Source organism: Rhizobium sp. CB3171 (assembly GCF_029714265.1).
GTDB lineage: Bacteria > Pseudomonadota > Alphaproteobacteria > Rhizobiales > Rhizobiaceae > Rhizobium.
Window position 1 is genome coordinate 178,516 of record NZ_CP121652.1, and the last position, 24,004, is coordinate 202,519.

Here is a 24,004-nt window from a genome sequence, read left to right on the forward strand (position 1 = left end):
GACCCATGACACAAAGCGCCCTCAACCAACCCCCTGCTTCCTATCCTCCGCAATTCGACTACATTTGCCTCGTGGACCAGATCGATTCCGAGCGCCGCCTTGCCCTTCCTGCCCCCTTCATCCGCTGGTTTACGGAAAAGGGATGGCAGCCGCGCGCCCATCAGCTTGAATTGTTGGCCCGCGCCGAAGCCGGCGAGAGCACGTTGCTGATCGCGCCGACCGGAGCCGGCAAGACGTTGGCGGGGTTTCTTCCTTCGCTCACCGATCTGACTAGGCGCGGCAAGATCCCGCCCGGCTCCGCCTTCACCGGCATCCACACCCTCTACATCTCGCCGCTGAAGGCGCTGGCTGTCGATATCGAGCGCAATCTGATGAAACCGGTCACGGAAATGGGCCTGCCGGTTTCCGTCGAAAACCGCACTGGCGATACGCCCAGCGGCAAGCGGCAACGTCAGAAGCTCAACCCGCCGGACATTCTGCTGACGACGCCGGAGCAAGTGGCGTTGCTCCTCGCCAATCATGAAGCCGAACGCTTCTTCAAGGATTTGAAATACATCGTCCTCGACGAATTGCATTCCCTTGTGACGTCGAAGCGCGGCCATATGCTCTCGCTCGGTCTTGCGCGCCTCCGCAAGCTTGCGCCCGATCTGCAAACCATCGGCTTGTCAGCGACGGTTGCCGAGCCGATGGACCTGCAAAAATGGCTGGTGGCGCAGGAGGAGGGGATGGAACGGCACGCCGGCCTGGTGATGGTCGACGGCGGCGCCAAGCCCGACATTTCGATCCTTAAGACCGATGAACATATCCCGTGGTCCGGCCATTCCGCCAAATACGCCATTCCCGATATCTATCGCGAGCTGAAAGAGCACCGGACGACGCTTCTCTTCGTCAACACGCGTTCGCAAGCGGAAATGCTGTTTCAGGAGCTGTGGTCGGCCAATGACGACAATCTGCCGATCGCGCTGCATCATGGTTCGCTCGATGTCGGACAGCGCCGGAGGGTCGAAGCCGCCATGGCCGCCAACAAGCTGCGCGCGGTCGTCGCCACCTCAACGCTCGATCTCGGCATCGACTGGGGCGATGTCGATCTCGTCATCCATGTCGGCGCGCCAAAAGGCGCTTCCCGCCTTGCCCAGCGCATCGGCCGTGCCAACCACCGCATGGACGAACCGTCGAAGGCGATCCTCGTGCCGGCCAATCGTTTCGAGGTGATGGAATGCCAGGCGGCGCTCGACGCCAATTATGTCGGTGCACAGGATACGCCGCCGGTCGGCGCCGGCGCGCTCGACGTCCTTGCTCAGCATATCCTCGGAATGGCCTGCGCCGGACCCTTCGACATGCTCGAGCTCTATGACGAGATCCGCAGCGCTTCGCCCTATGCCGACCTATCCTGGGAGACGTTCGAGCGCATCGTCGATTTCGTTGCCACCGGCGGCTATGCCTTGCGCACCTACGAGCGTTATGCCCGCATCCGCAAGACGCCGGACGGCCGCTGGCGTGTCTCCAATCCACAGGTAGCGCAGCAATATCGTCTGAACCTCGGCACCATCGTAGAAGAGGCAATGCTGAACATTCGGCTGGTGAAGCGCAATGCGTTGGGCTCGCTTGGCCGCGGCGGCGCGCCGCTCGGCAAGGTCGAGGAGTATTTTCTCGAACAACTTTCGCCCGGCGATACCTTCCTCTTCTCCGGCAAGGTGCTGCGTTTCGAGGGTATCCGCGAGAATGAATGCCTGGCCTCGCAAACCTTCTCCATGGACCCGAAAATCCCATCCTATGCCGGCGGCAAGTTTCCGCTGTCCACTTACCTTGCCGATCAGGTGCGCATGATGCTCGACGATCCCGATCGCCGGCATCGTTTGCCGGATCAGGTGCGCGACTGGCTGGAGCTGCAGAAGGACAGGTCGCTGCTGCCGAAGCGCGACGAGTTTCTGATCGAGACCTTTCCGCGCGGCAGCCGCGCCTACATGGTCGCCTATCCCTTCGAAGGGCGGCTGGCGCACCAGACGCTCGGCATGCTGTTGACGCGGCGCCTCGAGCGGGCCGGCGCAAAGCCGATGGGCTTCATCGCCACGGATTATTCGCTCGGCATCTGGGGGCTGGAGGACATGGGGCTGATGATCGCCAATGGCCATCTCAGCCTTTCCGATCTCTTCGATGAAGACATGCTCGGCGACGATCTCGAAGCCTGGCTCGATGAATCCTTCCTGCTGAAACGCACCTTCCGCAATTGCGCCATCATCGCCGGCTTGATCGAGCGCCGCCACCCCGGCAAGGAAAAGACCGGCCGGCAGATGACGGTATCGGCCGATCTGATCTATGACGTGCTGCGCAGCCACGAGCCCGATCATATTCTGATGCAGGCGACAAGGCAGGACGCGGCTACGGGACTTTTGGAAATTGGCCGTCTTGGGGATATGCTGAAGCGAATCAAGGGGCACATCACCCACCGGGCGCTGGACCACATTTCGCCGCTCGCCGTGCCGGTGATGCTGGAAATCGGCAAGGTGCCGGTACCGGGCGAGGCACATGATGTGGTGCTGGCGGAGGCGGCTGACGATCTGATCCGCGAGGCCATGGAATAAAGCATGCCAAACAACGAAGGCAGACCAAGTTGATGAACCGCCTGGCGCTTGCGCGAGAGATGAACGGCCAAGTCAGGAACGGATTGACGCCTGCCTCGGGCGTGGAGACCGCCGTTCATGGTGTTGCCGCCGTCTGCGATCCGCTCGGGGCTCTTTATCTGCCGGATGCCGGCATCCTCGTCGTCTCCGATCTGCATCTGGAAAAGGGAGCGGCCTTCGCGCGGCGCGGCATGCTGTTGCCGCCTTACGATACGCTGGCGACGCTGACCGTGCTTACCGCCGTCATTTCCCGCTACGATCCGAAGCTCGTCGTCTCGCTCGGCGACAATTTCCATGACCGCGTCGGCTCGGCACATCTGCCGGAAGAATTCCGCAGCCTGATCATCAATATGGCGCGTGGCCGCGAATGGATATGGATCAACGGCAATCACGATCCGGATGGCACGGTCGATCTGCCCGGTCGCTCCGTCGATGAGATGCATTATGGTGGATTGACCTTCCGCCATGAACCGAGGGGCGGCCAGCAGGCCGGCGAGATCGCCGGCCATCTGCATCCGTCTGCCACTGTCCGCCGTCGCGACAGATCCGTTCGCCGCCCGTGTTTCGCCACCGACGGCGCCCGCCTGCTGATGCCTGCCTTCGGCATCATGACCGGAGGCCTGGACCTGCGCCACAAGGCCATGACCGGACTGTTTGACCGGGAAAGCCTCATTGCCCATGTGCTCGGCCGCGACCGCATCTATTCGGTACGCTTCGGCAATCTCTCTGCCTAAGCCACTTTCGCGGGCTCGTAGCGCAGGATCACCGCGCCGGTCTTCAGCGGCGTGGATTCGAGCAGCTTCATCGGAATCTGTTCCGCCGCCGGCTTGAAATGCGGGTTGCCGCGGCCGAGAACAACGGGGACGAGGCAGATGCGGATTTCGTTCACCAGTCCTGCTTTCAGAAGCGTATCCGTCACTTCGGCGCTGCCGAAGACGAACATCGTTTTGCCCGGCTCTTCCTTCAGTTTCCTGACTTCAGCGACGATGTCGCGAACGACGCGGGTATTGTTCCACTCCGCCGTGTCCATCGTCCGCGAGGCGGCGATCTTGGCGATGCCATTCATATAGGCGGCGATATCGGGTGTCTCCGTCGCACTCGTCCAATAGGCGGCCATGCCTTCATAGGTTTTGCGGCCGAAGATCAGCAGATCGCCTTCCTGGCCAAGCTCTTTCGCGTAGTTTTCCAACTCGTCGCCCCAGGCGAGCATATGGAAGTCGAGGTCCCAGGGTTTCGTTCCCTCGAAATAACCGTCAAGCGTCATGAGATTCCAGACAACAAGCTTTCTCATCGGTCTCCTCCTTGGTGATAACCGTATCATAATCAAAACTGGTTGCTAAAAGCAATCAGTTGAAAATTAGCGCGACTGGTGGCAAAGTGCAAGCAGTTTTTGGAGAACCTTATGGACGCGCTCAATCGCTCCGGCTGCCCGATCAATCTCACCTTGGAAATCCTGGGTGATCGCTGGAGTTTGATCATCATCCGGGACATCATGTTCGGCAATCGCCGGCATTTCCGCGAGCTGCTGCAGAACTCGGAGGAGGGGATTGCCTCCAACATCCTCGCGGACCGATTGAAGCGGCTGGTCGAGCGCGGGCTTTTGACCCGAGACGACGACCCGACCCACAAGCAGAAGGCCGTCTACAGCCTCACCGAAATGGCGATCGACCTCGTGCCGCTCTTTGCCCATATGGGGGCCTGGGGCCGCAAGCATCTGCCAGTCTCGGAAGAATTGTCGATCCGCGCGGAACTACTGGAAAATGGCGGGCCGAAGCTCTGGGAGGATTTCATGGACGAGCTGAGGGCAAAGCACCTGGGCAAGGTGTTGCCGCCGGGAACGCCGTCGGTGCTCGGCCGGCTGACGGAAGCCTATCTGGAGGTGGTGGAGCGGAAGAGGAGCGCCTGATCAACTCTTCCGGAACACGAAGCTCGCCGTCCATCCCGTAATCAGCGCCAGCAGCACCGAAAACGCGCCATAGGCGATGGGGCGTTCATGGGCGGCATCGGTGATCGTTTGCTCGATGCCGGTCTTGATGACGCGCAGCGGCAGGGATTTATCGGTCAGGAATTTGCCGCTCTTGAAGAGATAGGCGCGCACGGTATGCACGCCGTTCGGAACGTCCGCAGGCAACCTCAACGTTGCCCTGAACAGGCTGGAGCTGACGAAGCGCACGCCGGCCGGGTCGCTTTCGTAGAGGCCGCCAATCTCCTGCAGCCGCCGGAAGGCCTGGCGGAATTCCGGCACATCCGCGCCGCTGCCGACGAAACCGACCGGAGTTAGCTGAATATGATCCACGCCGATGCCGCGGTCGTTCAGTTCGAGCGGCGCGGTGATGTTGTCGACGGCGCGCGTGCTCGACAGCGAATAGGCCTGCGGCACATGCTCGAAGGTCATCGACCGGGTATTGACCCAGATGCCGAAGACACGTTCCTTTTTGCGCACCGTGGCGTTCTCGCGCGGTCCCTCCAGCACGACGACGATGTCGTATTGGCCGATCGCCAGCAGCAATTGGTCGGTGTTGGAAAGCGCGCCGAAGATCGTCAGGTCGGCACCGGTGAAATCGGAGGTGATGGCGATTTCGCTGGTTGAAGTGCCGATCTCCATCGTCTCGCGCGCGGTCGTGGAGGTCGTCGGCTGGTCGAGCAGCACCTGCGCCTTTGCACTCAATGGTGCAAGCAGGAGACCGGCTGCGAGCATCAGGCCGAAACGTCTCATCGGCCCGCTCCTTCGAGCACGACGGAATAGATATCGGCCGGCGTGACCACCAGAGCAATCGCCAGGCGAAGGCCGACGGCAAGCACGAGGAGGCCGAGCAGGGCGCGCAATTGTTCGCCGCGCAGTTTCTGGCCGACGCGCACGCCGTATTGCGCACCGACGACGCCCGCCACCATCAGCAGGAAGGCCAGCACGATATCGACGGAATAATTGGTCGCGGCCTGCACGACGGTCGTGTAGGCGGTGACGAAGATGATCTGGAACAGCGAGGTGCCGACCACGACATTGGTCGGGATGCGCAGCAGATAGATCATCGCCGGCACCATGATGAAGCCGCCGCCGACGCCCATGACTGAGGTCAGGATGCCGATGCCGAAACCGAGGCCAATTACGGGAATGACGCTCAGATAGATCTTCGACTTCTTGAAGCGCATCTTCAGCGGCAGGCGGTGCACCCAGCTATGATGGCCGGGCCTGCGGGGCATCGCAGGCTCGTTGCGGGCGGCACGACGCATCGCGTTCAGGCTCTCCCACAGCATCAACCCGCCGATCGTGCCGAGAAAGACGACGTAAAGCAACGAGATGAAGAGATCGAGCTGGCCGATGCGCCGGAGCAGCGAAAAGATCCAGATGCCGACAGTGGCGCCGGTAAGGCCGCCGATCAACAGCACCGTGCCGAGCTTCATATCCAGCGAGCCGCGGCGAAAATGCGTGATGGCGCCCGAAATTGACGAGGCGACGACCTGGTTGGCGCCGGTGGCGACGGCGACGACGGGCGGAATGTTGTAGAAGATCAGAAGCGGCGTGATCAGAAAGCCGCCGCCGACACCAAACATGCCGGAGAGAAACCCAACGGCGGCGCCCATGCCGAGAATAATAAAGATATTCACCGACAGTTCTGCGATCGGCAGATAGATCGTCACGGTCTGATCCCAGTTGCAGCTATCCGAGCCCAAACGAACGGATAGTTGTGAACAATTTCCCCTTTAAACAGACGATTCTAATCTGAAATGATTGCCAGAGCCTTAGGAAAAACCATGGCGTCATTCAGCTATCGCATTGTTCATTTCACTCTAACGCGGCATTTTCCGCGATTGTGTGACGATTTTCACAGCAAGGCAAAGCCGGCGCGTGGCCGGAGCGCTTGGCCTTCTTCCGACAAGTGATACAGTTGAATTTCGGTCGTTCACCTGGACAATACGAAAAAGGAATTATTCCATGGGAGACCAGAAGCGCCTGCTGCAGCCTGGAGATTCCGCGCCCGCGTTCGCGCTAGCTTCGGCCAACTTCGAGGGAACGGTCTCTCTCGCCGACTTGCGCGGTCGCCCGTTCTTGATCGGCTTCTTTCGCGGGCTGCACTGCCCGTTCTGCCGGCGTCAGGTAGAACAGCTCGCCAGCGTGCAGCCAACCCTGCGCGCGGCCGGGGTGGAGACCGTGGCCGTTATCAACACGCCGGTGGAACGCGCCCGGCTATATTTCCGCCACCGGCCGACGCCGGTAATGCTTCTATGCGACCCGGACTGCCGCTCACATCGCGCCTACGGCGTGCCGCATGCCGAGTTCTTGCCCGATGGGAGCAGCGAGCAGCCCGAATGGCCATATCGCGTAACGATGGCACAATTCCAAGCGGCACGCATCAACTCAACAGGCGAGCTGCCAGAACCGCTACACCCGATGGAAGCCAACACGGTACTCAACGCCAAGGACCGCTTCGAGCTTGATGAAGCCGATAATGCAATATTCGAGAGCCACGCTACCCAGCTCGTCGGGCACTTCCTGGTTGATGCGAACGGCACCATCGGCTGGGCACAAATCGAAGCGCTCGACGGACCGAACAGCCTCTCCATCTTCCCGACCGCGGCGGAGATCATCGCCGCCGCTGGCAGCCTTGGACGCTGACCTGCAGCGAACCGTCCGCCAGCGTTGCTGCACGATGTCGAAGGAGGGCGACGACAGTATTAGATCGGGGCAAAGCCGCTACTGGCGCCAAGCGATCGGCCCTTGTGGGTCGGTGGCATTTTGCTACCGAATTTCGCAAATGTGCCGATGACTTGATCACGCAATCGGCAGCCGCAAGGGGAACAGCATCAAGGCAAAACGGGCCTTCGCCTGAAAGACGTGGCTCGAGATCGCGCATCGCGGCGTCAGCGTGTTCGAAGGCTCAATCTCGATCGGAAATGAAGCCTTCTTATTTGTTGCGGGCCAGAAGTTCCTTGACGACCTGATCTGTCACCCGGCCGTCCTGCGGCAGGCCGACCGATTTCTGGAAGCTCTTCAGCGCGGCGACGGTCTTGCCGCCCATATTGCCATCCGGCGTGCCGGCGTCGAAGCCGTTATTGTTGAGGATCGCCTGGATGTTGCGGATCGCCTTCTTCATGTCGATCGAGGCGGTGTTGACGCCTTTGCCGGTCGTCCATTCCTCAGGGATAGTCGTGCCGTTCGCCTTGGCGTCTAGCGGTTGCGCCTTCCAGAGGTCGACCTTGGCGCGGGCGCTTTCAAGCTCGTCCTGCTTCATGGCGTTCGCCACTTCGTCGCGCTTCTGCGCTGCGTCCTTGTCGCCACCCTTGGCGGCGATTGCGAACCATTTGTAGGATTCCTGCAGGTCCTGCTTCACGCCATTGCCGCGCGCATAGAGGATGGCGAGGTTGAACTGGCTGTCGGATACGCCGAGATTGGCCGCCTTGATGAACCAGTTCGCCGCCGTCGGATAATCCTGTGGACCGGCCGCACCCGAGGCGTAGAGGACGGCAAGGTTGTGCATAGCGCTGGCATTACCCTGATCGGCGGCCTGCTCGTAATATTGCTTGGCTTTGGCGAGATCGCGCTCGAGGCCATTGCCCTTCTCGTACATGCTGGCGAGCCGGTATTGCGCCGGCGCGAAACCCTTGTCGGCGGAAAGCTGATACCAGCTTGCCGCCTGCTTGAGGTCGGTTGCCACGCCGCGGCCATCCGTGTAGCGCGCGCCGATTTCGAACAGAGCGACGGGGTCGCCGGATTTGGCGGCGGAAACGAGGGTCGGCGGCTGGATGCCGTCAGGCACGGTGATCGCGGTGGCCGGCGGGGATGCCTCAGCCCCGGCAGGTGCCGGGGTTGCCGTGGTGTTGGCGGGAACGAAGGCTGCGGTTTGCTGAGCCGGTGCGGCGCTGCTGGCCGGCGTCAGGGTTTCGCTGGTGGAGTTGCCGTCGAGCGGTGCTGCGGCCGTCAGATGATCGTTCGTCGGCGCGACGACCGGATTTGCCGGCGTTGCGGAGGATTGCGCGGCTCCTCCGGCATCGGCGACCGAAGCCTGTGTCGCCGGTACCTGGGTCGGGGGCGTGTTCGTTGCCGCCTGAGCCGCCGATGCCGGCATCTGAGCTGCATTGGCGGAAGCGCCGCTTGTCGTCGCACTTTCGGCAGCCGAGGTCAGTACCGAGACTTCGGCCGGTGGTGGCGCCTTCTGGCCGCGCGTCAGCGTGTTGACGAGCGGGAAGGCCATAATGGCGAGCAGGGCCGCACCGACGGCGAGCAGGATCGGCCGGCGGAAGCGCGAGAACGCGCCGCGTTTCTTCTCGCCGTTCTTGGGGGCGGGAGCCGAGCGCTGCGTCTGGTCCACTTCCATCGCGGCCGCTTGCGCTGCGCGGCGAGCAGCTGCGATATAATCGGCGCGTTCGTTTTCGCTTGGCTGTTTGACGGTGCCATTGCGCGCGGCATTCTGGCTCGCACGCACGCGCTCCAGGATCTTCTTGATATCGGGCGCGCCCGAGCCCGGCTCGAGCAGCTCATTCGCTTCCTCGGCGGGCATCATGTCGACCGGATCGATCGACGGCGCCTGCTCGATGACGGGCCGGTCGGGCAGGAAGATGGGTTCGGCCTTCTCGGGCATGAAGAAACGTCTGCCGAGGCTGGCGAGCAGGCTGGTTTTTCCCGCATCCTTCTTCGCCGCGGCCTTGATCTCCGCCTTGGTGACGGCATCGACCGCTTGCGCGACGACGGCTTCCGGCGATGCTGCGGTTTCGGCAGGCGCGACGGTACGGATGACCGGCCCGGCCTTCTGCGGTGCTGCCAAAGGCGGCTTCACGGCCGACGTCTCGGAAGGGGCAAAAACGTCGCTCTCGAAATTTGCAGCGGGCATGGCAGACGCCGGCTGGCGATGTTCCATATGGTCCAGCCGGTCGGCGATCTGCAGCAACGTGTCGTGCAGCGCCTCGAAGGTGCGGTGGGTGCGTTCGTCGCTGCTGCGGCTGAGGTCTTCGAGATGGCGAAGGTCTTCCGCAAGCGCGGTCATCGCCGACATGTCGGCGGACGCTACGCCGTGTCCGAGCATGCCTTCACGCGAGTAGGCCTCAACGACGGCTTCCGCCGCATGGCGGGCAGCCTCGATGATGTACTCGTCATTGGTCGCCATATAATCTTCGATCGCGCTCATGCGGCGGTCGAGATCAGCGGGAATTTGGTCGGCAACGGCGCGCGGCTCGTTCGTCAGCAGCGTCGACAGATGGGCGATCTGCTCTTCGAGATTGCGCAGCGCCTGTGTATCGGTCGGCGGTGCTGCCGTGCTCGCCTCCAGCCGCATGGCGATATCGGAGAGACGGCCTTCCAGCCGGCGGACGGCACCATCGTCGAGGTTTGCGGCCGGATGCGGCGGATGGAAGTCGATTTCGTCGATGCGCCGGGCCAGGTAATCCAGCCGTTCGGCCAGTGCATGGTCGACCGAGCCCTGTTCCAGCGCATCGATCTTGCGGGAGATATCGGCGAGGTGGTTGATCAGTTCCGGTTGCGGCGCCGACTTCTGCGAGCGCTCCATCAGGTAGGAAAGCTGATCCAGGCGCTCTTCCAGCCGGGCAGCCGCTTTGGCATTGCCGAGTTCATCGATGCGCATCGCCAGCGCCTCGAGGCGTCCGGAAAGATCGTCCGTCGGCTGGCGCCGCGCCGCGTCGCGGCTCATCATGTCGATCTGGTCGGCGAGGCCGCTGATGCGGCCTTCGAGCCGCTGCATCGCTTGATCCTGCGGCTGTATCATGCCGCCAAAGCTTTCAACGGCGGTGGCGATCGACAGCAGCTTGTTTTCCAGCGCGTGCACGGCGGGGCTGTCGCTCATGCTGCCCAGATGCTGCTTGATATCGTCCAGGCGGTAGGCGAGCGATACCAGCTCGTCCTGAAGACCGGTCGTGTCGATCGCCTGGACCTGGCGTTCGACGTGGTGCAGCGAATCCTCGCGGGCGAGCCCGTCCATCAGCGAGCGCAGTTCTTCGAACTCTGCCTTCAGGCCGGCCGTTTCCGGCTGGCCGGGATGACCGGCGAGTTGGCTGATGCTGTCGGCAAGCCGCGCCATGTCCTCGCGCACATCGGCGGCGAAATGCTTGTCCTCGGCATTGTTGCGGATATCACGGATTTCAGCCCGCAATGCGCTGACTTCGCGGGTAACGCTCTCGGCAATGTCCCGCTTGAGGTCCTGCCGTAGATTGACCAGCGCCTGGGCGATATCGACGGAGTTTTCGGGGGCGGAGCGCAGCGCCGAAGGCAGCGGCTGGCGCGAAGCCGGATTTTCGCCAACACGCCCGCCAAGCGGCGGCCGTTCGGCAATTGGAGCTTCCTCGCGGCGTGTGTGCAGGCGCTCGCGGCTTGCCTCGAGCGCACGCTGGCGCTGGCGAATTTCGGCAAGCGGGTCGGACCGTAGATCGGTTTCCCCGCGTTCGGTGCGGAGCGGACGTTCATACGGGCGCGGGGCATAGGCTTCGCGCTCAGTGCGTGGTGTGCGGTCCGAAAGGGAAGCGCGTTCCGGCATTGGCGCCCGCTCAGGTACCGCGGCATACCCGTTTGCCACACGCTGGTGCGTGTCCCGGGCTGCAGCCGTGCCCATCAGGCCTTCGATGCGCGCTTCCAGCCCCTCGATGGTGCGGCTCAACGCATCCAGCGACGTCCAGTCGCCCGTGCCGGTAGGATTTGATCGCGATCCGCTCATCTTCTTGCTCGCTTCGACATATGGACCACTCAAAGGCCATCTTGCTTGTGGAAAGGCAGCTTCGCGGGTTCGCGCGCAGACCGCATCCCACCGTTCGGAAAGAAATAGTTTATTAGGCTTTCCTCAGGCTGAACCGCGAAACGGCGCTCCATCAAGCAAAAGATGAAAGAAACGCGAAGCATCGCTGCTCATCCCGCACAATTCACGAAACGTAGTAAACAACCCGTTAAGTTTTGCCGAAATCTTAACCTTTTATTTTGGTCTTGTTATTGAATATGCTCATGTTCTTATGAAATCGACGACGCTGTCGCGAGCGAGATGGGCGCATTGAGCGTCAATCATTCCTCGGCGTTGTCGTGGCTCGATGGCTGGCGGTGCAAATCCTTAAAATTGAGGGGTGTTATACTTTTCTCAATTGAGTTGTGAGACCGTGGAATGACTTGAATTTCCCTGGGAGCCGAACGCGTGCCGCCATCCATTGCCCGTGAATCGGATCCGGCACATTACATCCCGGCCCTGGATGGATGGCGCGGGCTGGCGGTCATCATGGTGTTGATGGGCCATTTCGGAGCCGACGTATATATGCCCGGCTTCAGCACTTTCGGCGTCGATCTGTTCTTCGTGCTGTCGGGGCGATTGATGGCGGACATTCTGTTTGTCAAACAGATGCCGCTTCCGATGTTCTTCGCCAGACGGTTTGCGCGCGTTTATCCGACATTGGTTGTTTTCGTATTGATCACCGGCCTGGCGTTTCACGGTACCATCGGTGAATTTGGCCTGAAAGTCGCCGCTTTTGCGCTGACCTTCACCTTGAACTATGCCACCATTTATGGGCTCCCCCTTTCCCTGCTGGATCATATCTGGTCCCTCTGCGTCGAGGAGCACAGCTACATCCTCCTGGGCCTGATCGCTTTCGCCACTCGCTCGCGGAGCAAATCCATCACCTCGGGCCTCATTCTCGCGGCCGGATTAATGGCCTTGGTCAACGGTGTGGTTCGGCTCCATACGACGGAGGGAGACCCGGGTTTGGTGATGTTGCGTACCGATGTTTCCATGGCAGGGATTTTCATCTCCGCAGCCTTCTACCTTATTCTCAGACCGAGACTGCATCGGGATAGTTGGACATGGATCGCGCCATGCGCTTTGGCGAGCGCGATCTTGGCGCGGATATTTGGTCTGGATGCTACGGTCTTTTTCGGCGTCAAGACGATCCTGTTGGCGATGGCGGTTATCGGGATCGAATATTCCGCGCCATGGTTCCGCAGGAGTTTTGAGGGCGATGTGCTCCGCTTTTTCGGGCAATGCTCCTTCTCGATCTACCTGTGGCAGGAGCCTTTTTTCAAGCTGACGGGCTTGCATCTGCTCCCTTCCGTTTTTCTGCTCATGATGGGTATCGCCTGCGGTGTGGCAAGCTACTACCTCATCGAACGCCCTCTGCGCACAACGCTGAATGCCATGTTCAGCCGCCGGGCTCTTAAACAAACTCTCGCCTGATCGCCGGCTTAGTCCGTTACCCTACCTAAAAATTCGCCTTGTCGCGCAAATTTGACGTTTACGCAAACGTCAATATTTTGTAAGGCTAGATCAGAGGCCGGAATGCGAGTCCGGCGGCGAATTGGAGGAATTCGAAAGATGCCAGTCTATAAGGCCCCGGTGAACGATACGCTTTTCGTCCTGAACGATGTGCTCGGGCTGGAACGCTATAGCAATCTGCCGGGTTTCGCCGAGGCCAGCCCCGACATGATCGAGGCGATTGTCGGCGAGGCGGCCAAGATGGCGGAAGAGGTGCTTTTCCCGCTGAATTATTCCGGTGATCAGGAAGGCTGCGTGCGTCACGGCGACGGCACGGTATCGACCCCGCAAGGCTTCAAGGAGGCCTACCGCGCCTATTACGAAGGCGGTTGGCTGGGCCTGGCGGTGCCGGAGGAATTCGGAGGGCAGGGGCTACCCTACACGCTGCATTGCGCTGTCGGCGAATATACATCCGCTGCCAATATGTCGCTGATGATGTATCCGGGCCTGACGCAGGGCGCGATCGCCGCCATTCTCGTGCATGGTTCCGAGGAGCAGAAGCAGACCTATCTGCCGAAGATGGTCGAGGGCACGTGGTCCGGCACCATGAACCTCACCGAACCGCATTGCGGCACCGATCTTGGCCTCTTGCGCACCAAGGCAGTTCCACAAGCCGACGGCAGCTACAAGATTTCCGGCCAGAAGATATTCATCTCCGCCGGCGAGCACGACATGACGGACAATATCGTGCATATGGTACTCGCCCGTATCGAGGGCGCGCCGGAGGGCACCAAGGGCATCTCGCTGTTCATCGTGCCGAAAATCATGGTCGGGTCGGATGGTTCGCTGGGCGCGCGCAACGCGGTCTCCTGCGGCGCGATCGAGCATAAGATGGGCATTCATGGCAACGCCACCTGCGTCATGAACTATGACGAGGCCACCGGCTTCTTGATCGGCGCCGAGAACAAGGGCCTCAACGCCATGTTCGTAATGATGAACGAGGCGCGCCTCGGCGTCGGCCTGCAGGGGCTGTCGGTTGCCGAAATCGCCTATCAGAATGCCGTCGCTTATGCGCGCGAGCGCATCCAGGGCCGCTCGCTCTCCGGCCCGAAGGCGCCGGACAAAAAGGCCGACCCGATCATCGTCCATCCCGATATCCGCCGCTCGCTGATGACCATCCGTGCCTTCAACGAGGCCGGCCGCGCTTTCCTGCTGTGGACGGCACTGAAATCCGATATCGCCCATCGCTCCCCGGACGAGAAGGAGCGTCAGGCGGCCGATGATATCCTTGGTCTGGCGACGCCGATCCTCAAGGGCGTCATGACCGACAAGGGCTTCGAGCACGCCGTCATGGCGCAGCAGGTCTTTGGCGGTCACGGCTATATCGAAGAGCATGGTATGAGCCAGTATGTCCGCGATGCCCGCATCACCATGATCTATGAAGGCGCCAACGGCATCCAGGCGCTCGATCTCGTCGGGCGTAAATTGGCTCTGAACGGCGGTCGTGCCGTCATGGCGCTGTTCAAGGAGATCGGCGATTTCTGCGAGGAGAACCGCAATGACGAGCAAATGGCTTTCTACACCAAGCAACTGAAGAAGGGCTTGAACGACGTCCAGGCCGCGACCATGTGGTTCATGCAGAACGCCATGGCGAAGCCCGACAATGCCGGCGCCGGCTCCACGGATTACATGCACCTCTTCGGCCTCGTCGTCCTCGGCTACATGTGGGCGAAGATGGCGAAGGCGGCGCAAGCCGGTCTTTCGGGCGGCGAGAGCGAGCGCGAGGACTATTTGAAGAACAAGCTTGTCACGGCGCGGTTCTACATGGAGCGCATCATGCCGGAAACAGCGCTACGCAAGGCCCGCATCGAAACCGGCGCCGACACGATGATGGAACTGGCGGCGGAAGCATTTTGACAAGACTTACCTTCCCCCCGACGGGGAGAAGGTGGGTATGAATAAAAGGGCGGCTTGCCGCCGCAGGGAGATGAGACATGACCGAGGTTTTCATTTACGACCATGTGCGCACGCCGCGTGGACGCGGCAAGAAGGATGGGGCGCTGCATGAAGTGCCGTCCGTCCGCCTTGCCGCCAAGACGTTGGAGGCGATCCGCGACCGCAACGGTCTCGATACGAAGACGGTCGACGATATCATCATGGGCTGCGTCGATCCGGTGATGGATGCTGGCGCTGTCATTCCGAAGGCGGCTGCCTTCGAAGCGGGTTATTCGACCACGGCGCCCGGCATGCAGATCTCCCGCTTCTGCGCCTCCGGCCTCGATGCCGTGAATTTCGGCGCGGCCAAGATCGCGCAAGGGGCTGACGATATCGTCATTGCCGGCGGCGTCGAGAGCATGTCGCGCGTCGGCCTCGGCATGTCCGGCGGCGCCTGGTTCATGGACCCCTCGGTGAACTTCCCGGCCTATTTCATGCCGCAGGGCGTCTCGGCTGATCTCATCGCCACCAAATACGGCTTCTCCCGCGATGACGTCGACGCCTATGCCGTCGAAAGCCAGAAGCGCGCGGCCAACGCCTGGGAGAAGGGCTACTTCAAGAATTCCGTCGTACCGGTGAAGGATATCAACGGCCTGACGATCCTCGACAGGGACGAGCATATGCGTCCCGGCACCGATATGCAGGCGCTGGCCTCGCTCAATCCGTCCTTCCAGATGCCGGGCGAAATGGGCGGCTTCGAAGCCGTCGCCATCCAGGCGCATCCGGAAATCGAGCGCATCAACTATGTGCACCATGCCGGCAATTCCTCCGGCATCGTCGATGGCGCCGCCGCCGTGCTGCTCGGCTCCAAGGCGGGCGGCGAGAGCATGGGGCTGAAGCCGCGCGGCCGCATCAAGGCTTTCGCCAATATCGGCTCCGACCCGGCGCTGATGCTAACCGGCCCCGTCGATGTCACTGAAAAGCTGTTGAAGCGAACCGGCATGTCGCTCGCCGATATCGATCTCTTCGAGCTGAACGAGGCGTTTGCCGCTGTCGTGCTGCGCTACATGCAGGCTTTCGATATCGAGCATGATAAGATCAACGTCAACGGCGGCGCCATCGCCATGGGCCATCCGCTGGGGGCCACCGGCGCGATGATCCTCGGCACGGTGCTGGACGAGCTGGAACGCCGCGATCTCAACACCGCGCTGGTGACACTCTGCATCGGCGCCGGCATGGGCACGGCCACGATCGTCGAACGCGTCTGAGGGGGAGGAAACCAATGGCTTACACGAATTTCACCGTCGAGACCGACGCGGACGGCATCGCACTCGTCACTTGGGACATGCCCGGCAAATCGATGAACGTCTTCACCGGCGAGGTGTTGGAGGAACTGAACGCCATCATCGATGCGAGCGTCGCCGACAAGGCGACCAAGGGCGTGGTCATTACCTCGGGAAAATCCTCCTTCTCCGGGGGCGCTGACCTATCGATGATCAAATCGCTCTTCTCCGTCTATCAGGACGAGAAGGCGAAGAATCCGGCGACAGCGGCGCAAAAGCTGTTCGATCTTGTCGGCCGGATGACCGGCCTGTTCCGCAAACTCGAGACTTGCGGCAAGCCCTGGGTATCGGCCATCAACGGCACTTGCATGGGCGGTGCGCTGGAGATGTCTCTCGCCTGCCACGGCCGCGTCGCCTCCAATGCCAAGAGCGTCAAGCTGGCGTTGCCCGAGGTTAAGGTTGGCATCTTCCCCGGCGCCGGCGGCACGCAGCGCATCGCGCGCCTGACGGACGCGCAGTCCGCCCTGCAGATGATGACGACGGGCCAGTCGCTGACTGCAGCACGGGCCAAGGCGATGAACCTGATCCATCAGGTGGTCGAGCCGGATCAATTGATCCCTGCCGCCAAGCAGATGATCAAGGACGGTCTGAAGCCTGTCGCGCCCTGGGATGAAAAGGGCTTCAAGGTGCCCGGAGGCGGCATCTGGACGCCGGCTGCCGCGCAGCTCTGGCCGGCCGCCCCGGCAATCCTTCGCCGCGAGACATCGGGCAATTATCCGGCCGCACTCGCCATCCTCAAATGCGTCTACGAAGGCCTGCAGGTGCCTTTCGATACCGGCCTCAAGATCGAACAGCGCTATTTCACCCAGGTGCTGCAGACGACCGAAGCCTATGCGATGATCCGCTCGCTGTTCATCTCCATGCAGGAGCTCGGCAAGGGCGCCCGGCGTCCGGCAGGTCAGCCGAAGACGGAGCTGAAGAAGATCGGCGTCGTCGGTGCCGGTTTCATGGGCGCCTCGATCGCCTATGTCACGGCAGCCGCCGGCATTGCGGTCACCCTCGTCGATCGCGACATGGAAGCGGCCGGCAAGGGCAAGGCGGTTTCGGAAGGTCTGGTTAAAGAATCCATCGGTAAGGGGCGGTTTACGCAAGACGAAGCGGCGGCACTCCTTGCCCGCATTACGCCGTCAGCCGATTACGCCGATCTGAAGGACGCCGACTTAGTCATCGAGGCAGTGTTCGAGGATCGCGACGTCAAGAAAGCCGTCATCGAGGCTGTTGAAGCGGTGCTGCCCGCGGGCGCCGTCTTCGCCTCCAATACCTCGACCCTGCCTATATCAGGGCTTGCGAAGGATTCCAAACGGCCCGCCGATTTCATCGGCATCCATTTCTTCTCGCCGGTCGAGAAGATGATGCTGACCGAAGTCATCCTCGGCAAGGAAACGGGCGACCGCGCCCTTGCCGTCGCGCTCGATTACGTCGCCGCCATCAAGAAGACGCCGATTGTCGTCAACGACACCCGCGGCTTCTTCGTCAATCGCTGCGTGCTGCGCTACATGTCGGAAGCCTATGACATGCTGATCGAAGGCGTGCCACCGGCCATGATCGAGAATGCCGCCAAGATGGCCGGCATGCCGGTCGGGCCTCTGGCGCTCAACGACGAGGTCGCCCTCGACCTGTCGCTGAAGATCCTCAAGGCTGCTGTGGCCGATCTTGGCGACAAGGCCGTTAATCCCGAGCACATGCAGTTGGTCACGCGTTTGGTGGAAGACGAGGGCCGCTTCGGTCGCAAGAATTCCAAGGGCTTTTACGACTATCCGCCAAAACCGGCCAAGAAGTCGCTTTGGCCGGGCTTGAAGGAAATGTACCCGCAGAAGAAGGCCGAGGAGATCGACGTTAACGTCCTGAAGCAACGCTTCCTCGTCACCATCGCGCTGGAGGCCGCCCGCACCATGGAAGAGGGCATCGTCATCGACCCGCGCGAAGCCGATGTCGGCTCCATCCTTGGCTTCGGCTTCGCCCCCTATACAGGCGGCGCGCTGTCCTACATTGACGGCATGGGCGTCAAAACCTTCGTGGATGTTTGTGAATCGTTAGCAACAACTTACGGTCCGCAATTTAAACCCACGGCGCTGCTGAAGGATATGGCGGCGAAGGGCGAGACGTTTTATGGCCGGTTTGACCCGTATCGCGTAAAGGCGGCGGCATAAGAGAGCTTCTCTATGAGATAGCCGCCGGACAATTCTGCGAAATAACGGGCCGCTCATGTCGGGAGCGGCCCTTTCCATTCGTCCTCTGCTCAGTCCATCAAACAGAGGAGACGAACGATGGCTGAAATTATCGGAAACCGCGAAGAAGCCGACGCCATCCTTGCCATGCTTGTCGCTTGGGCGACGGCGATCGGAGAAAAGAACGTCGCCGGCGTCCTGTCGCATTTGACCGACGACATCGTGGAATTCACCCTTGCGCCGCCGCTGCAATACAAGGGCAAGGATCAGCCTGGCCTGCAGAGCTGGTTCGATACCTGGCAGGGGCCGATCGAAGGCGATGTCGAAGACCAGAAGCTGACGATCGGCGGGGATGTCGCTTTCTGGAGCGGCCTGACGCACATGCTGGGCACCAAGACCGACGGCACCAAGGTCGACCTCTGGTTCCGCGAGACGCTCGGCCTCAGAAAGGAAGCCGGTGTCTGGAAGATCGCTCACGATCACGCATCGGTCCCCTTCGCCATGGACGGCAGTGGGTTGGCGGAGCTTAGGTTAAAGCCGTAGTCTCAGGTGCACGCCGACACCGTGACCTTCTCCCGGCCGGTCCTCAATGCCAGCACGCCGCTGACGACCAGAACCAGAATGGAGGCAGCATAGATATCCGTCGTTGCGGTGAACCCAACCGCCTTCGACAGGAACCCAGCCAAAATGGCGGGCAGGCTGAAGGCCAGATAGCTCTGGATGTAGAATGCCGAAAGCAGGCCGGCGCGTTCGTCGGCCTTGGCCAATGGCATGATGCTGCGCACGGCCCCGAGGAAATTGGCGCCGAAGCCGGTGCCCGCGATCATCGTGCCGGCGATGAGGAGCGGCACCTCCGCCAAATGCACGCCGGCGACCACGGCGAGAAGGCCGAGCGTCATGGTGGATATGCCGAAGGCCAGCGCGGTTGCCGCAGGTCTTTTGCGCAGCGAAAACACGGAGGCAGCTCCACTGATAGTCAATGTGCCGACGACCGAACCGCCGACGAGGGGCAAGGTGCTGCCCGTCGTGGCGCTGACCAATGACGGGACCAGCGAAAGATAGAAGCCGCCAAGCGCCCAGACCGCGACATTGATCGGAGTCAGCGCCAGCAATGTCCGGCGTGCCTGCGGCGGTATGGCCACCTCGGGCCTGAGCGAGGCGATAAGGCCCGGTCTACGCCGGGTGGTTTCAGGCGTTATCCAAATCAGCACGGCCTGTATGACGAGAAGAGCAAGCACGATTGCATAGACGAGAAGTGTCGGCGCCGGCGCATATTGCACAAGGGCGCTGGTTCCGAACGCGCCGATCGCCATGCCGATAAGCGGCGCGATGCTGTTGGTCACCGAACCCCTGGCCGGATCGAGATCGACGAGTGCGGCACCGATCGAGGCTGCCGCGGCACCCGTCGCGAAGCCTTGCACGATGCGCGCGGCAATCAACCAATTCGGGCCGTCGGCCGTTAAAAACAGCGCCATCGCCACCATATTGAGGATAAGCGAGGCAAAGATCACCGGCCGTCGTCCCAGATGATCGGAGATCGAACCGACGATCAGAAGCGAAATGAGGAGCGCGAAGGCATAGACGGCGAAGATCACCGTGATCAGCACCGGCGAGAAGGCGAAGACTTGCTGATAGATTCGATAGAGCGGCGTCGGCGCAGACGAGGCGGCAAAGAAAGTGGCGCTGGTGGCGGCATGGAAAAATGGCGCCAACCGGCGGCCACGTCGCAGCAGTGAATTGTCGGTGGATTCGATCGCGGTCATCGACTATATCCTGGCTTAAAGCAAAAAAGTTGCGTTAAGCACATGTAGTGTGCCGTATCGCTAAAAGCAAATAATTTGCGTTAGTGGCGCGCTGCTACCTGTGATGCAAGAGACGCAATAAAGGGAAGATTGGCATAAGATAATGAATTCAAAGGAAAACCCGCGCCCCGGCGGGCGCAGCGCAAGGGTGCAGGCCGCTGTGCATCAGGCGGTTCGTGAGATGTTGGCCGGGATGGACCGCGCCGATGTGACGATCCCGCTTATTGCGCAGCGCGCCAATGTGACGCCATCGACGATCTATCGCCGCTGGGGCGACTTGCAGGAATTGCTGGCAGATGTCGCCGCTTCGCGGCTGCAGCCGGAAACGGAGCCGCTCAAAATCGGTAGCGCCAGGATGGACCTGCAGGCCTGGGCCGAGCAATATGCTGACGAAATGTCTTCCGGCGCCGGCCGGCAGATGATCCGCGATATCCTGGCAGTGTCCGGCACGGCGAATGCGGAGAAGTGCTCGGGCTATACGCAGCAGCAAGTGCGTATGATCGTCGCCCGAGCTGAAGAGCGGGGCGAGGCCTTTCCGACGCTCACCGAGGTGATGGACTTCGTCATCTCACCGATCATGTACCGCATTCTCTTCGATCAGGTGCCGAGCAGCGACTATATTCATGGCCTGATCTCGCGGGTCATACCACAAGATGCGGCAAGTCGCAAAACTGCGGAAATAACGCCCGATGTGTCCGGCGCCTGACGATGCCTCGACGGGCTTGTTTCTTCCGCCGGTTTAGGTCGCGCTACGCCGCAACCGGCCAACAAGTAAGCTGGCGATCACATTTGGAAAATGCTGCGGCCACTGAATCCCTTGGGATATGCAGCATCGATGTCTCTATCGCGCCATTTCGCTATTGAAGAACAGAGCTAAAGATGATGCTAATGGTTGCTGAATAGATTCAACGGCAACGCAAAGGGGACATTCGATGCTGAATGAATTCAAGGCATTTATCGCCCGCGGCAACGTCATGGATCTCGCGGTCGGCGTGATCATCGGTGGCGCCTTTGGCGGTATCGTCAAGTCGCTGGTTGACGATATCATCATGCCGATCGTCGGCGCCATTTTCGGCGGCTTCGATTTTTCGAACTACTTCGTCGGCCTTTCCTCGGCGGTCAACGCGCCGACGCTCACTGCCGCCCGCGCCCAAGGCGCGGTTTTCGCCTATGGCAATTTCATCACCGTCCTCATCAATTTCCTCATCCTCGCCTGGATCATCTTCCTGATGGTCAAGGGCGTGAACACGCTGCGTAAGCAGGTCGAGCGCAAGGAACAGAAGATCGAGGAAGCAGCACCGCCGCCGGCCGACGTGCAATTGCTCACTGAAATCCGCGATCTCCTGGCCAGGCGTCCCGCCGTCTGAGGTCCGTTTTCCGCCCTTGTTTTCTGCCCCCGGCCTACCAACGGTCGGGGGTCATTCATCACGAAAATCGATTGGTCGCTCAGTCAAAGTCATGGGATTTGCCCGCCGAATTGCTCTAAGAAAGCAAAAACCGGAGACTTTGCATGTCGATATTGGATAGCCTCAGCCCGCGTGCGCTGGCCGCGCCCGAAAGCGGGATTGTGGAAGTGGTGAACTATGCCCGTGGCCGTGATGGCCTGCTGCCGCTCTGGGTCGGCGAGGGGGATCTGCCGACGCCGGATTTCATCAATCGTGCGACCATGGCCTCGCTCAATGCCGGCGAAACCTTCTATACGTGGCAGCGCGGCATACCGGAGCTGCGCCAGGCGCTTTCCGACTATTATGGGCGGCATTTCGGCGTCTCTCTGCCGATGGAGCATTTTTACGTCACCGGTTCGGGCATGCAGGCGATCCAGCTTTCGGTGCAGGCGATCACCTCGCCCGGCGATGAGATGATCTATCTCTCGCCGGCCTGGCCGAATATTGCGGCCGCGCTTGAGATCGCCGGCGCCCGCTCGGTCGCCGTGCCGCTGCAGTTCGAAAACGGCAAGTGGACGCTCGATCTTGAGCTTTTGAAAGCGGCGATCACGCCGAAAACCAAAGGCCTCTTCATCAACACGCCGTCGAACCCGACCGGCTGGACGGCGACGCATCAGGACCTCCGCGATATCCTGGCACTAGCCAGGGAGCACGGCCTCTGGATCATGGCCGACGAGATCTATGCGCTCTATTATTATGCCGGCGGCCGGGCGCCCTCCTTCCTCGAGGTCCGGCAAGCTGACGACAGGATCATGTTCGTCAACTCCTTCTCGAAGAATTGGTCGATGACCGGCTGGCGCGTCGGCTGGATCGTGGCGCCCGCCGAGCTTGGCCAGGTCATCGAAAATCTCGTGCAGTACTCGACCTCCGGTGTGGCGCAGTTCATGCAAAAGGGCGCCGTTGCCGCTTTGAATGAAGGCGATGATTTCGTCCGCGCCAACATCGCTAAGGCGGCCCGTTCACGCGATATCCTCTGCGACGCGCTGATCGCGACGAATCGCGTTCACACGCTGAAGCCGGATGGCGCACTCTATGCCTTCCTGAAGATCGACGGTGTCACCGACAGCCGCAAGGCCGCCCTCGATATCGTCGACAAGACCGGTGTTGGCCTGGCACCCGGAACGGCCTTCGGCAAGGGCGGCGAACTCTTCATGCGGGCCTGTTTCCTGCGTGATCCCGCGCAGGTAGCGGATGCCGCTGAACGCCTAAGCCGCTATATCCTGAGTTTGTAAGAGCAGGACTCCTTGCTGATATATTGACTGAACCCGGCCTCTGTGCCGGGTTTTTCGTCCGTGAGACTAGGATCGATAAAATTCGAGCAATCCCTGAAAACTCCGCCTAACCATAGGAACAATCTTCCCTGCGCGGTACCCCGCTCAACCCCTGCTTTTAATCAAATCCGTAAGAAAGCGGGCTTCATATGCTTCTCATATTACTTTGCAGAGGCGCGAAGAATGACAGTGTTGGTGACGGGCGGCGCGGGATATATCGGCAGCCATATGGTCTGGAAATTGCTCGACGCTGGCGAGGATGTGGTGGTTATCGACCGTCTTTCCACCGGCTTTCGCTGGGCAGTCGCGCCGGCTGCACGCTTCTATCTCGGCGATGTCGCCGATGAAGTGTTGCTGCAAAAGATCTTCGCGGAAAATGATATCGACGCCGTCGTTCACTTCGCCGGCTCCGCCGTCGTGCCGGCGTCGATCGAAGATCCGCTAGCCTATTACGACAACAACGCCGGCAAAACCCGCATCCTGATGAGCGCGGCGATCAAGGCCGGTATTCGCCACTTCGTCTTTTCCTCCACCGCCGCCGTCTACGGCCCGCAGCCCTCCGACGAACTGGTGCGGGAAAACGCGCCGCTGCGGCCGGAAACACCCTATGGGCAATCCAAGCTAATGTCGGAGTTGATGCTGCGCGATGCCGCCGCCGCTTACGATTTCAGCTATGTGGCGCTGCGTTATTTCAACGTCGCCGGCGCCGATCCGAACGGCAGGACCGGCCAATCGACCGACGGCGCCACGCACCTTATCAAGGTCGCCTGCGAGGCCGCCCTCGGCCGGCGCCGCCAGGTGGATATCTACGGCACGGACTATCCGACACACGACGGTACCGGCGTGCGCGACTACATCCATGTTTCCGATCTCGTCGAAGCCCATATGATGGCGCTGCAGCATCTGAGACGCGGCGGCCGCCCGCTGGTTGCCAATTGCGGTTATGGCATGGGTTATTCCGTGCTCGATGTCCTGAACATGGTCATGCGCGTCTACGGCCAAGCGTTTCGCATTCACATGGCGCCGCGCCGGCCCGGCGATGCCGCCAGCGTCGTCGCCGATGCCACGCTCGCCCATCGCGAACTGGGCTGGACGCCGAAATACAATTGCATGGAGACGATCGTGCGCTCGTCACTGGAGTGGGAAAACTACCTCGCGCACAGATCCGGTTTCGATGTCAGTGGCCTGCATAAGGTGTTCGCAGCACCCAGCATCTGATGCTGGAATGCATGAATATATTTCGATATTTG

At 61.1% G+C, this 24,004-nt stretch carries 18 protein-coding genes; 13 read left to right on the forward strand and 5 right to left on the reverse strand.

Features of this window, described 5'->3' with window-relative positions; genetic code table 11:
* Positions 1 to 71: 71 nt before the first annotated feature.
* Both QA648_RS00900 and pdeM read left to right on the forward strand, forming a co-directional pair.
* On the forward strand, positions 72 to 2,582 hold the full coding sequence (locus QA648_RS00900) for a ligase-associated DNA damage response DEXH box helicase (protein WP_283051438.1): 2,511 nt from the start codon (positions 72 to 74) through the stop codon (positions 2,580 to 2,582).
* A gap of 32 nt (positions 2,583 to 2,614) precedes the next feature.
* Positions 2,615 to 3,355 carry a ligase-associated DNA damage response endonuclease PdeM gene (pdeM, locus tag QA648_RS00905; protein ID WP_283049025.1) on the forward strand — a complete coding sequence of 247 codons (741 nt, stop codon included), beginning with the start codon at positions 2,615 to 2,617 and terminating at the stop codon, positions 3,353 to 3,355.
* Here the strand turns inward: pdeM and QA648_RS00910 are convergent.
* Entirely contained in the window at positions 3,352 to 3,912 is a 561-nt protein-coding gene (locus QA648_RS00910) for a dihydrofolate reductase family protein (RefSeq protein WP_104821947.1), read from the reverse strand. The genes pdeM and QA648_RS00910 overlap by 4 nt on opposite strands.
* Before the next feature lie 111 nt (positions 3,913 to 4,023).
* Here QA648_RS00910 and QA648_RS00915 point away from each other — a divergent pair, with 111 nt between their 5' ends.
* The gene (locus QA648_RS00915) at positions 4,024 to 4,527 is read left to right on the forward strand and encodes a helix-turn-helix domain-containing protein (protein WP_283049027.1); all 504 of its coding nucleotides are present in this window, start codon (positions 4,024 to 4,026) and stop codon (positions 4,525 to 4,527) included.
* On the opposite strand, the gene QA648_RS00920 is transcribed toward QA648_RS00915, so the two are convergent.
* Together QA648_RS00920 and QA648_RS00925 are read right to left on the reverse strand one after the other, a co-directional pair.
* Positions 4,528 to 5,337, reverse strand: a complete 810-nt coding sequence (locus QA648_RS00920) for a TIGR02186 family protein (RefSeq protein ID WP_283049029.1) — start codon at positions 5,335 to 5,337, stop codon at positions 4,528 to 4,530.
* A complete protein-coding gene (locus QA648_RS00925) occupies positions 5,334 to 6,260 on the reverse strand; it encodes a sulfite exporter TauE/SafE family protein (protein WP_104824977.1) in 927 nt (308 codons plus the stop codon). Before QA648_RS00925 ends, QA648_RS00920 begins: the two co-directional genes overlap by 4 nt.
* Positions 6,261 to 6,555: 295 nt before the next feature.
* Here QA648_RS00925 and QA648_RS00930 point away from each other — a divergent pair, with 295 nt between their 5' ends.
* Positions 6,556 to 7,236, forward strand: coding sequence for a redoxin domain-containing protein (locus tag QA648_RS00930; RefSeq protein ID WP_104821950.1), 681 nt, complete (start codon positions 6,556 to 6,558; stop codon positions 7,234 to 7,236).
* Positions 7,237 to 7,525: 289 nt separating this feature from the next.
* Here QA648_RS00930 and QA648_RS00935 read toward each other — a convergent pair whose 3' ends face one another.
* The gene (locus tag QA648_RS00935; RefSeq protein WP_283049033.1) at positions 7,526 to 11,278 is read right to left on the reverse strand and encodes a peptidoglycan-binding protein; all 3,753 of its coding nucleotides are present in this window, start codon (positions 11,276 to 11,278) and stop codon (positions 7,526 to 7,528) included.
* 465 nt (positions 11,279 to 11,743) lie between these two features.
* Between QA648_RS00935 and QA648_RS00940 the strand changes: the two genes are divergently transcribed.
* The 5 genes from QA648_RS00940 (at position 11,744) to QA648_RS00960 (ending at position 18,779) form a co-directional block, all read left to right on the forward strand.
* Positions 11,744 to 12,772 (forward strand): acyltransferase, encoded by a 1,029-nt coding sequence (locus QA648_RS00940; RefSeq protein WP_283049035.1) that lies wholly within the window; start codon positions 11,744 to 11,746, stop codon positions 12,770 to 12,772.
* Between the two features lie 138 nt (positions 12,773 to 12,910).
* Positions 12,911 to 14,707 (forward strand): acyl-CoA dehydrogenase C-terminal domain-containing protein, encoded by a 1,797-nt coding sequence (locus QA648_RS00945; RefSeq protein WP_283049037.1) that lies wholly within the window; start codon positions 12,911 to 12,913, stop codon positions 14,705 to 14,707.
* Between the two features lie 77 nt (positions 14,708 to 14,784).
* A complete protein-coding gene (locus QA648_RS00950) occupies positions 14,785 to 15,993 on the forward strand; it encodes an acetyl-CoA C-acetyltransferase (protein WP_283049040.1) in 1,209 nt (402 codons plus the stop codon).
* A 14-nt stretch (positions 15,994 to 16,007) separates the two neighbouring features.
* Positions 16,008 to 18,218 (forward strand): 3-hydroxyacyl-CoA dehydrogenase NAD-binding domain-containing protein, encoded by a 2,211-nt coding sequence (locus QA648_RS00955; RefSeq protein ID WP_283049042.1) that lies wholly within the window; start codon positions 16,008 to 16,010, stop codon positions 18,216 to 18,218.
* Between the two features lie 117 nt (positions 18,219 to 18,335).
* Positions 18,336 to 18,779 (forward strand): nuclear transport factor 2 family protein, encoded by a 444-nt coding sequence (locus QA648_RS00960; protein ID WP_283049044.1) that lies wholly within the window; start codon positions 18,336 to 18,338, stop codon positions 18,777 to 18,779.
* A gap of 2 nt (positions 18,780 to 18,781) precedes the next feature.
* On the opposite strand, the gene QA648_RS00965 is transcribed toward QA648_RS00960, so the two are convergent.
* Positions 18,782 to 19,999 (reverse strand): MFS transporter, encoded by a 1,218-nt coding sequence (locus QA648_RS00965; protein WP_283049046.1) that lies wholly within the window; start codon positions 19,997 to 19,999, stop codon positions 18,782 to 18,784.
* 142 nt (positions 20,000 to 20,141) lie between these two features.
* Between QA648_RS00965 and QA648_RS00970 the strand changes: the two genes are divergently transcribed.
* The 4 genes from QA648_RS00970 (at position 20,142) to galE (ending at position 23,972) form a co-directional block, all read left to right on the forward strand.
* Positions 20,142 to 20,744, forward strand: coding sequence for a TetR/AcrR family transcriptional regulator (locus QA648_RS00970; RefSeq protein WP_283049048.1), 603 nt, complete (start codon positions 20,142 to 20,144; stop codon positions 20,742 to 20,744).
* 226 nt (positions 20,745 to 20,970) lie between these two features.
* The gene (gene mscL, locus QA648_RS00975; protein ID WP_283049050.1) at positions 20,971 to 21,405 is read left to right on the forward strand and encodes a large conductance mechanosensitive channel protein MscL; all 435 of its coding nucleotides are present in this window, start codon (positions 20,971 to 20,973) and stop codon (positions 21,403 to 21,405) included.
* A gap of 143 nt (positions 21,406 to 21,548) precedes the next feature.
* Positions 21,549 to 22,715, forward strand: a complete 1,167-nt coding sequence (locus QA648_RS00980; RefSeq protein ID WP_283049052.1) for a pyridoxal phosphate-dependent aminotransferase — start codon at positions 21,549 to 21,551, stop codon at positions 22,713 to 22,715.
* Between the two features lie 222 nt (positions 22,716 to 22,937).
* Positions 22,938 to 23,972 (forward strand): UDP-glucose 4-epimerase GalE, encoded by a 1,035-nt coding sequence (gene galE, locus QA648_RS00985; protein ID WP_283049054.1) that lies wholly within the window; start codon positions 22,938 to 22,940, stop codon positions 23,970 to 23,972.
* Positions 23,973 to 24,004: the final 32 nt, after the last annotated feature.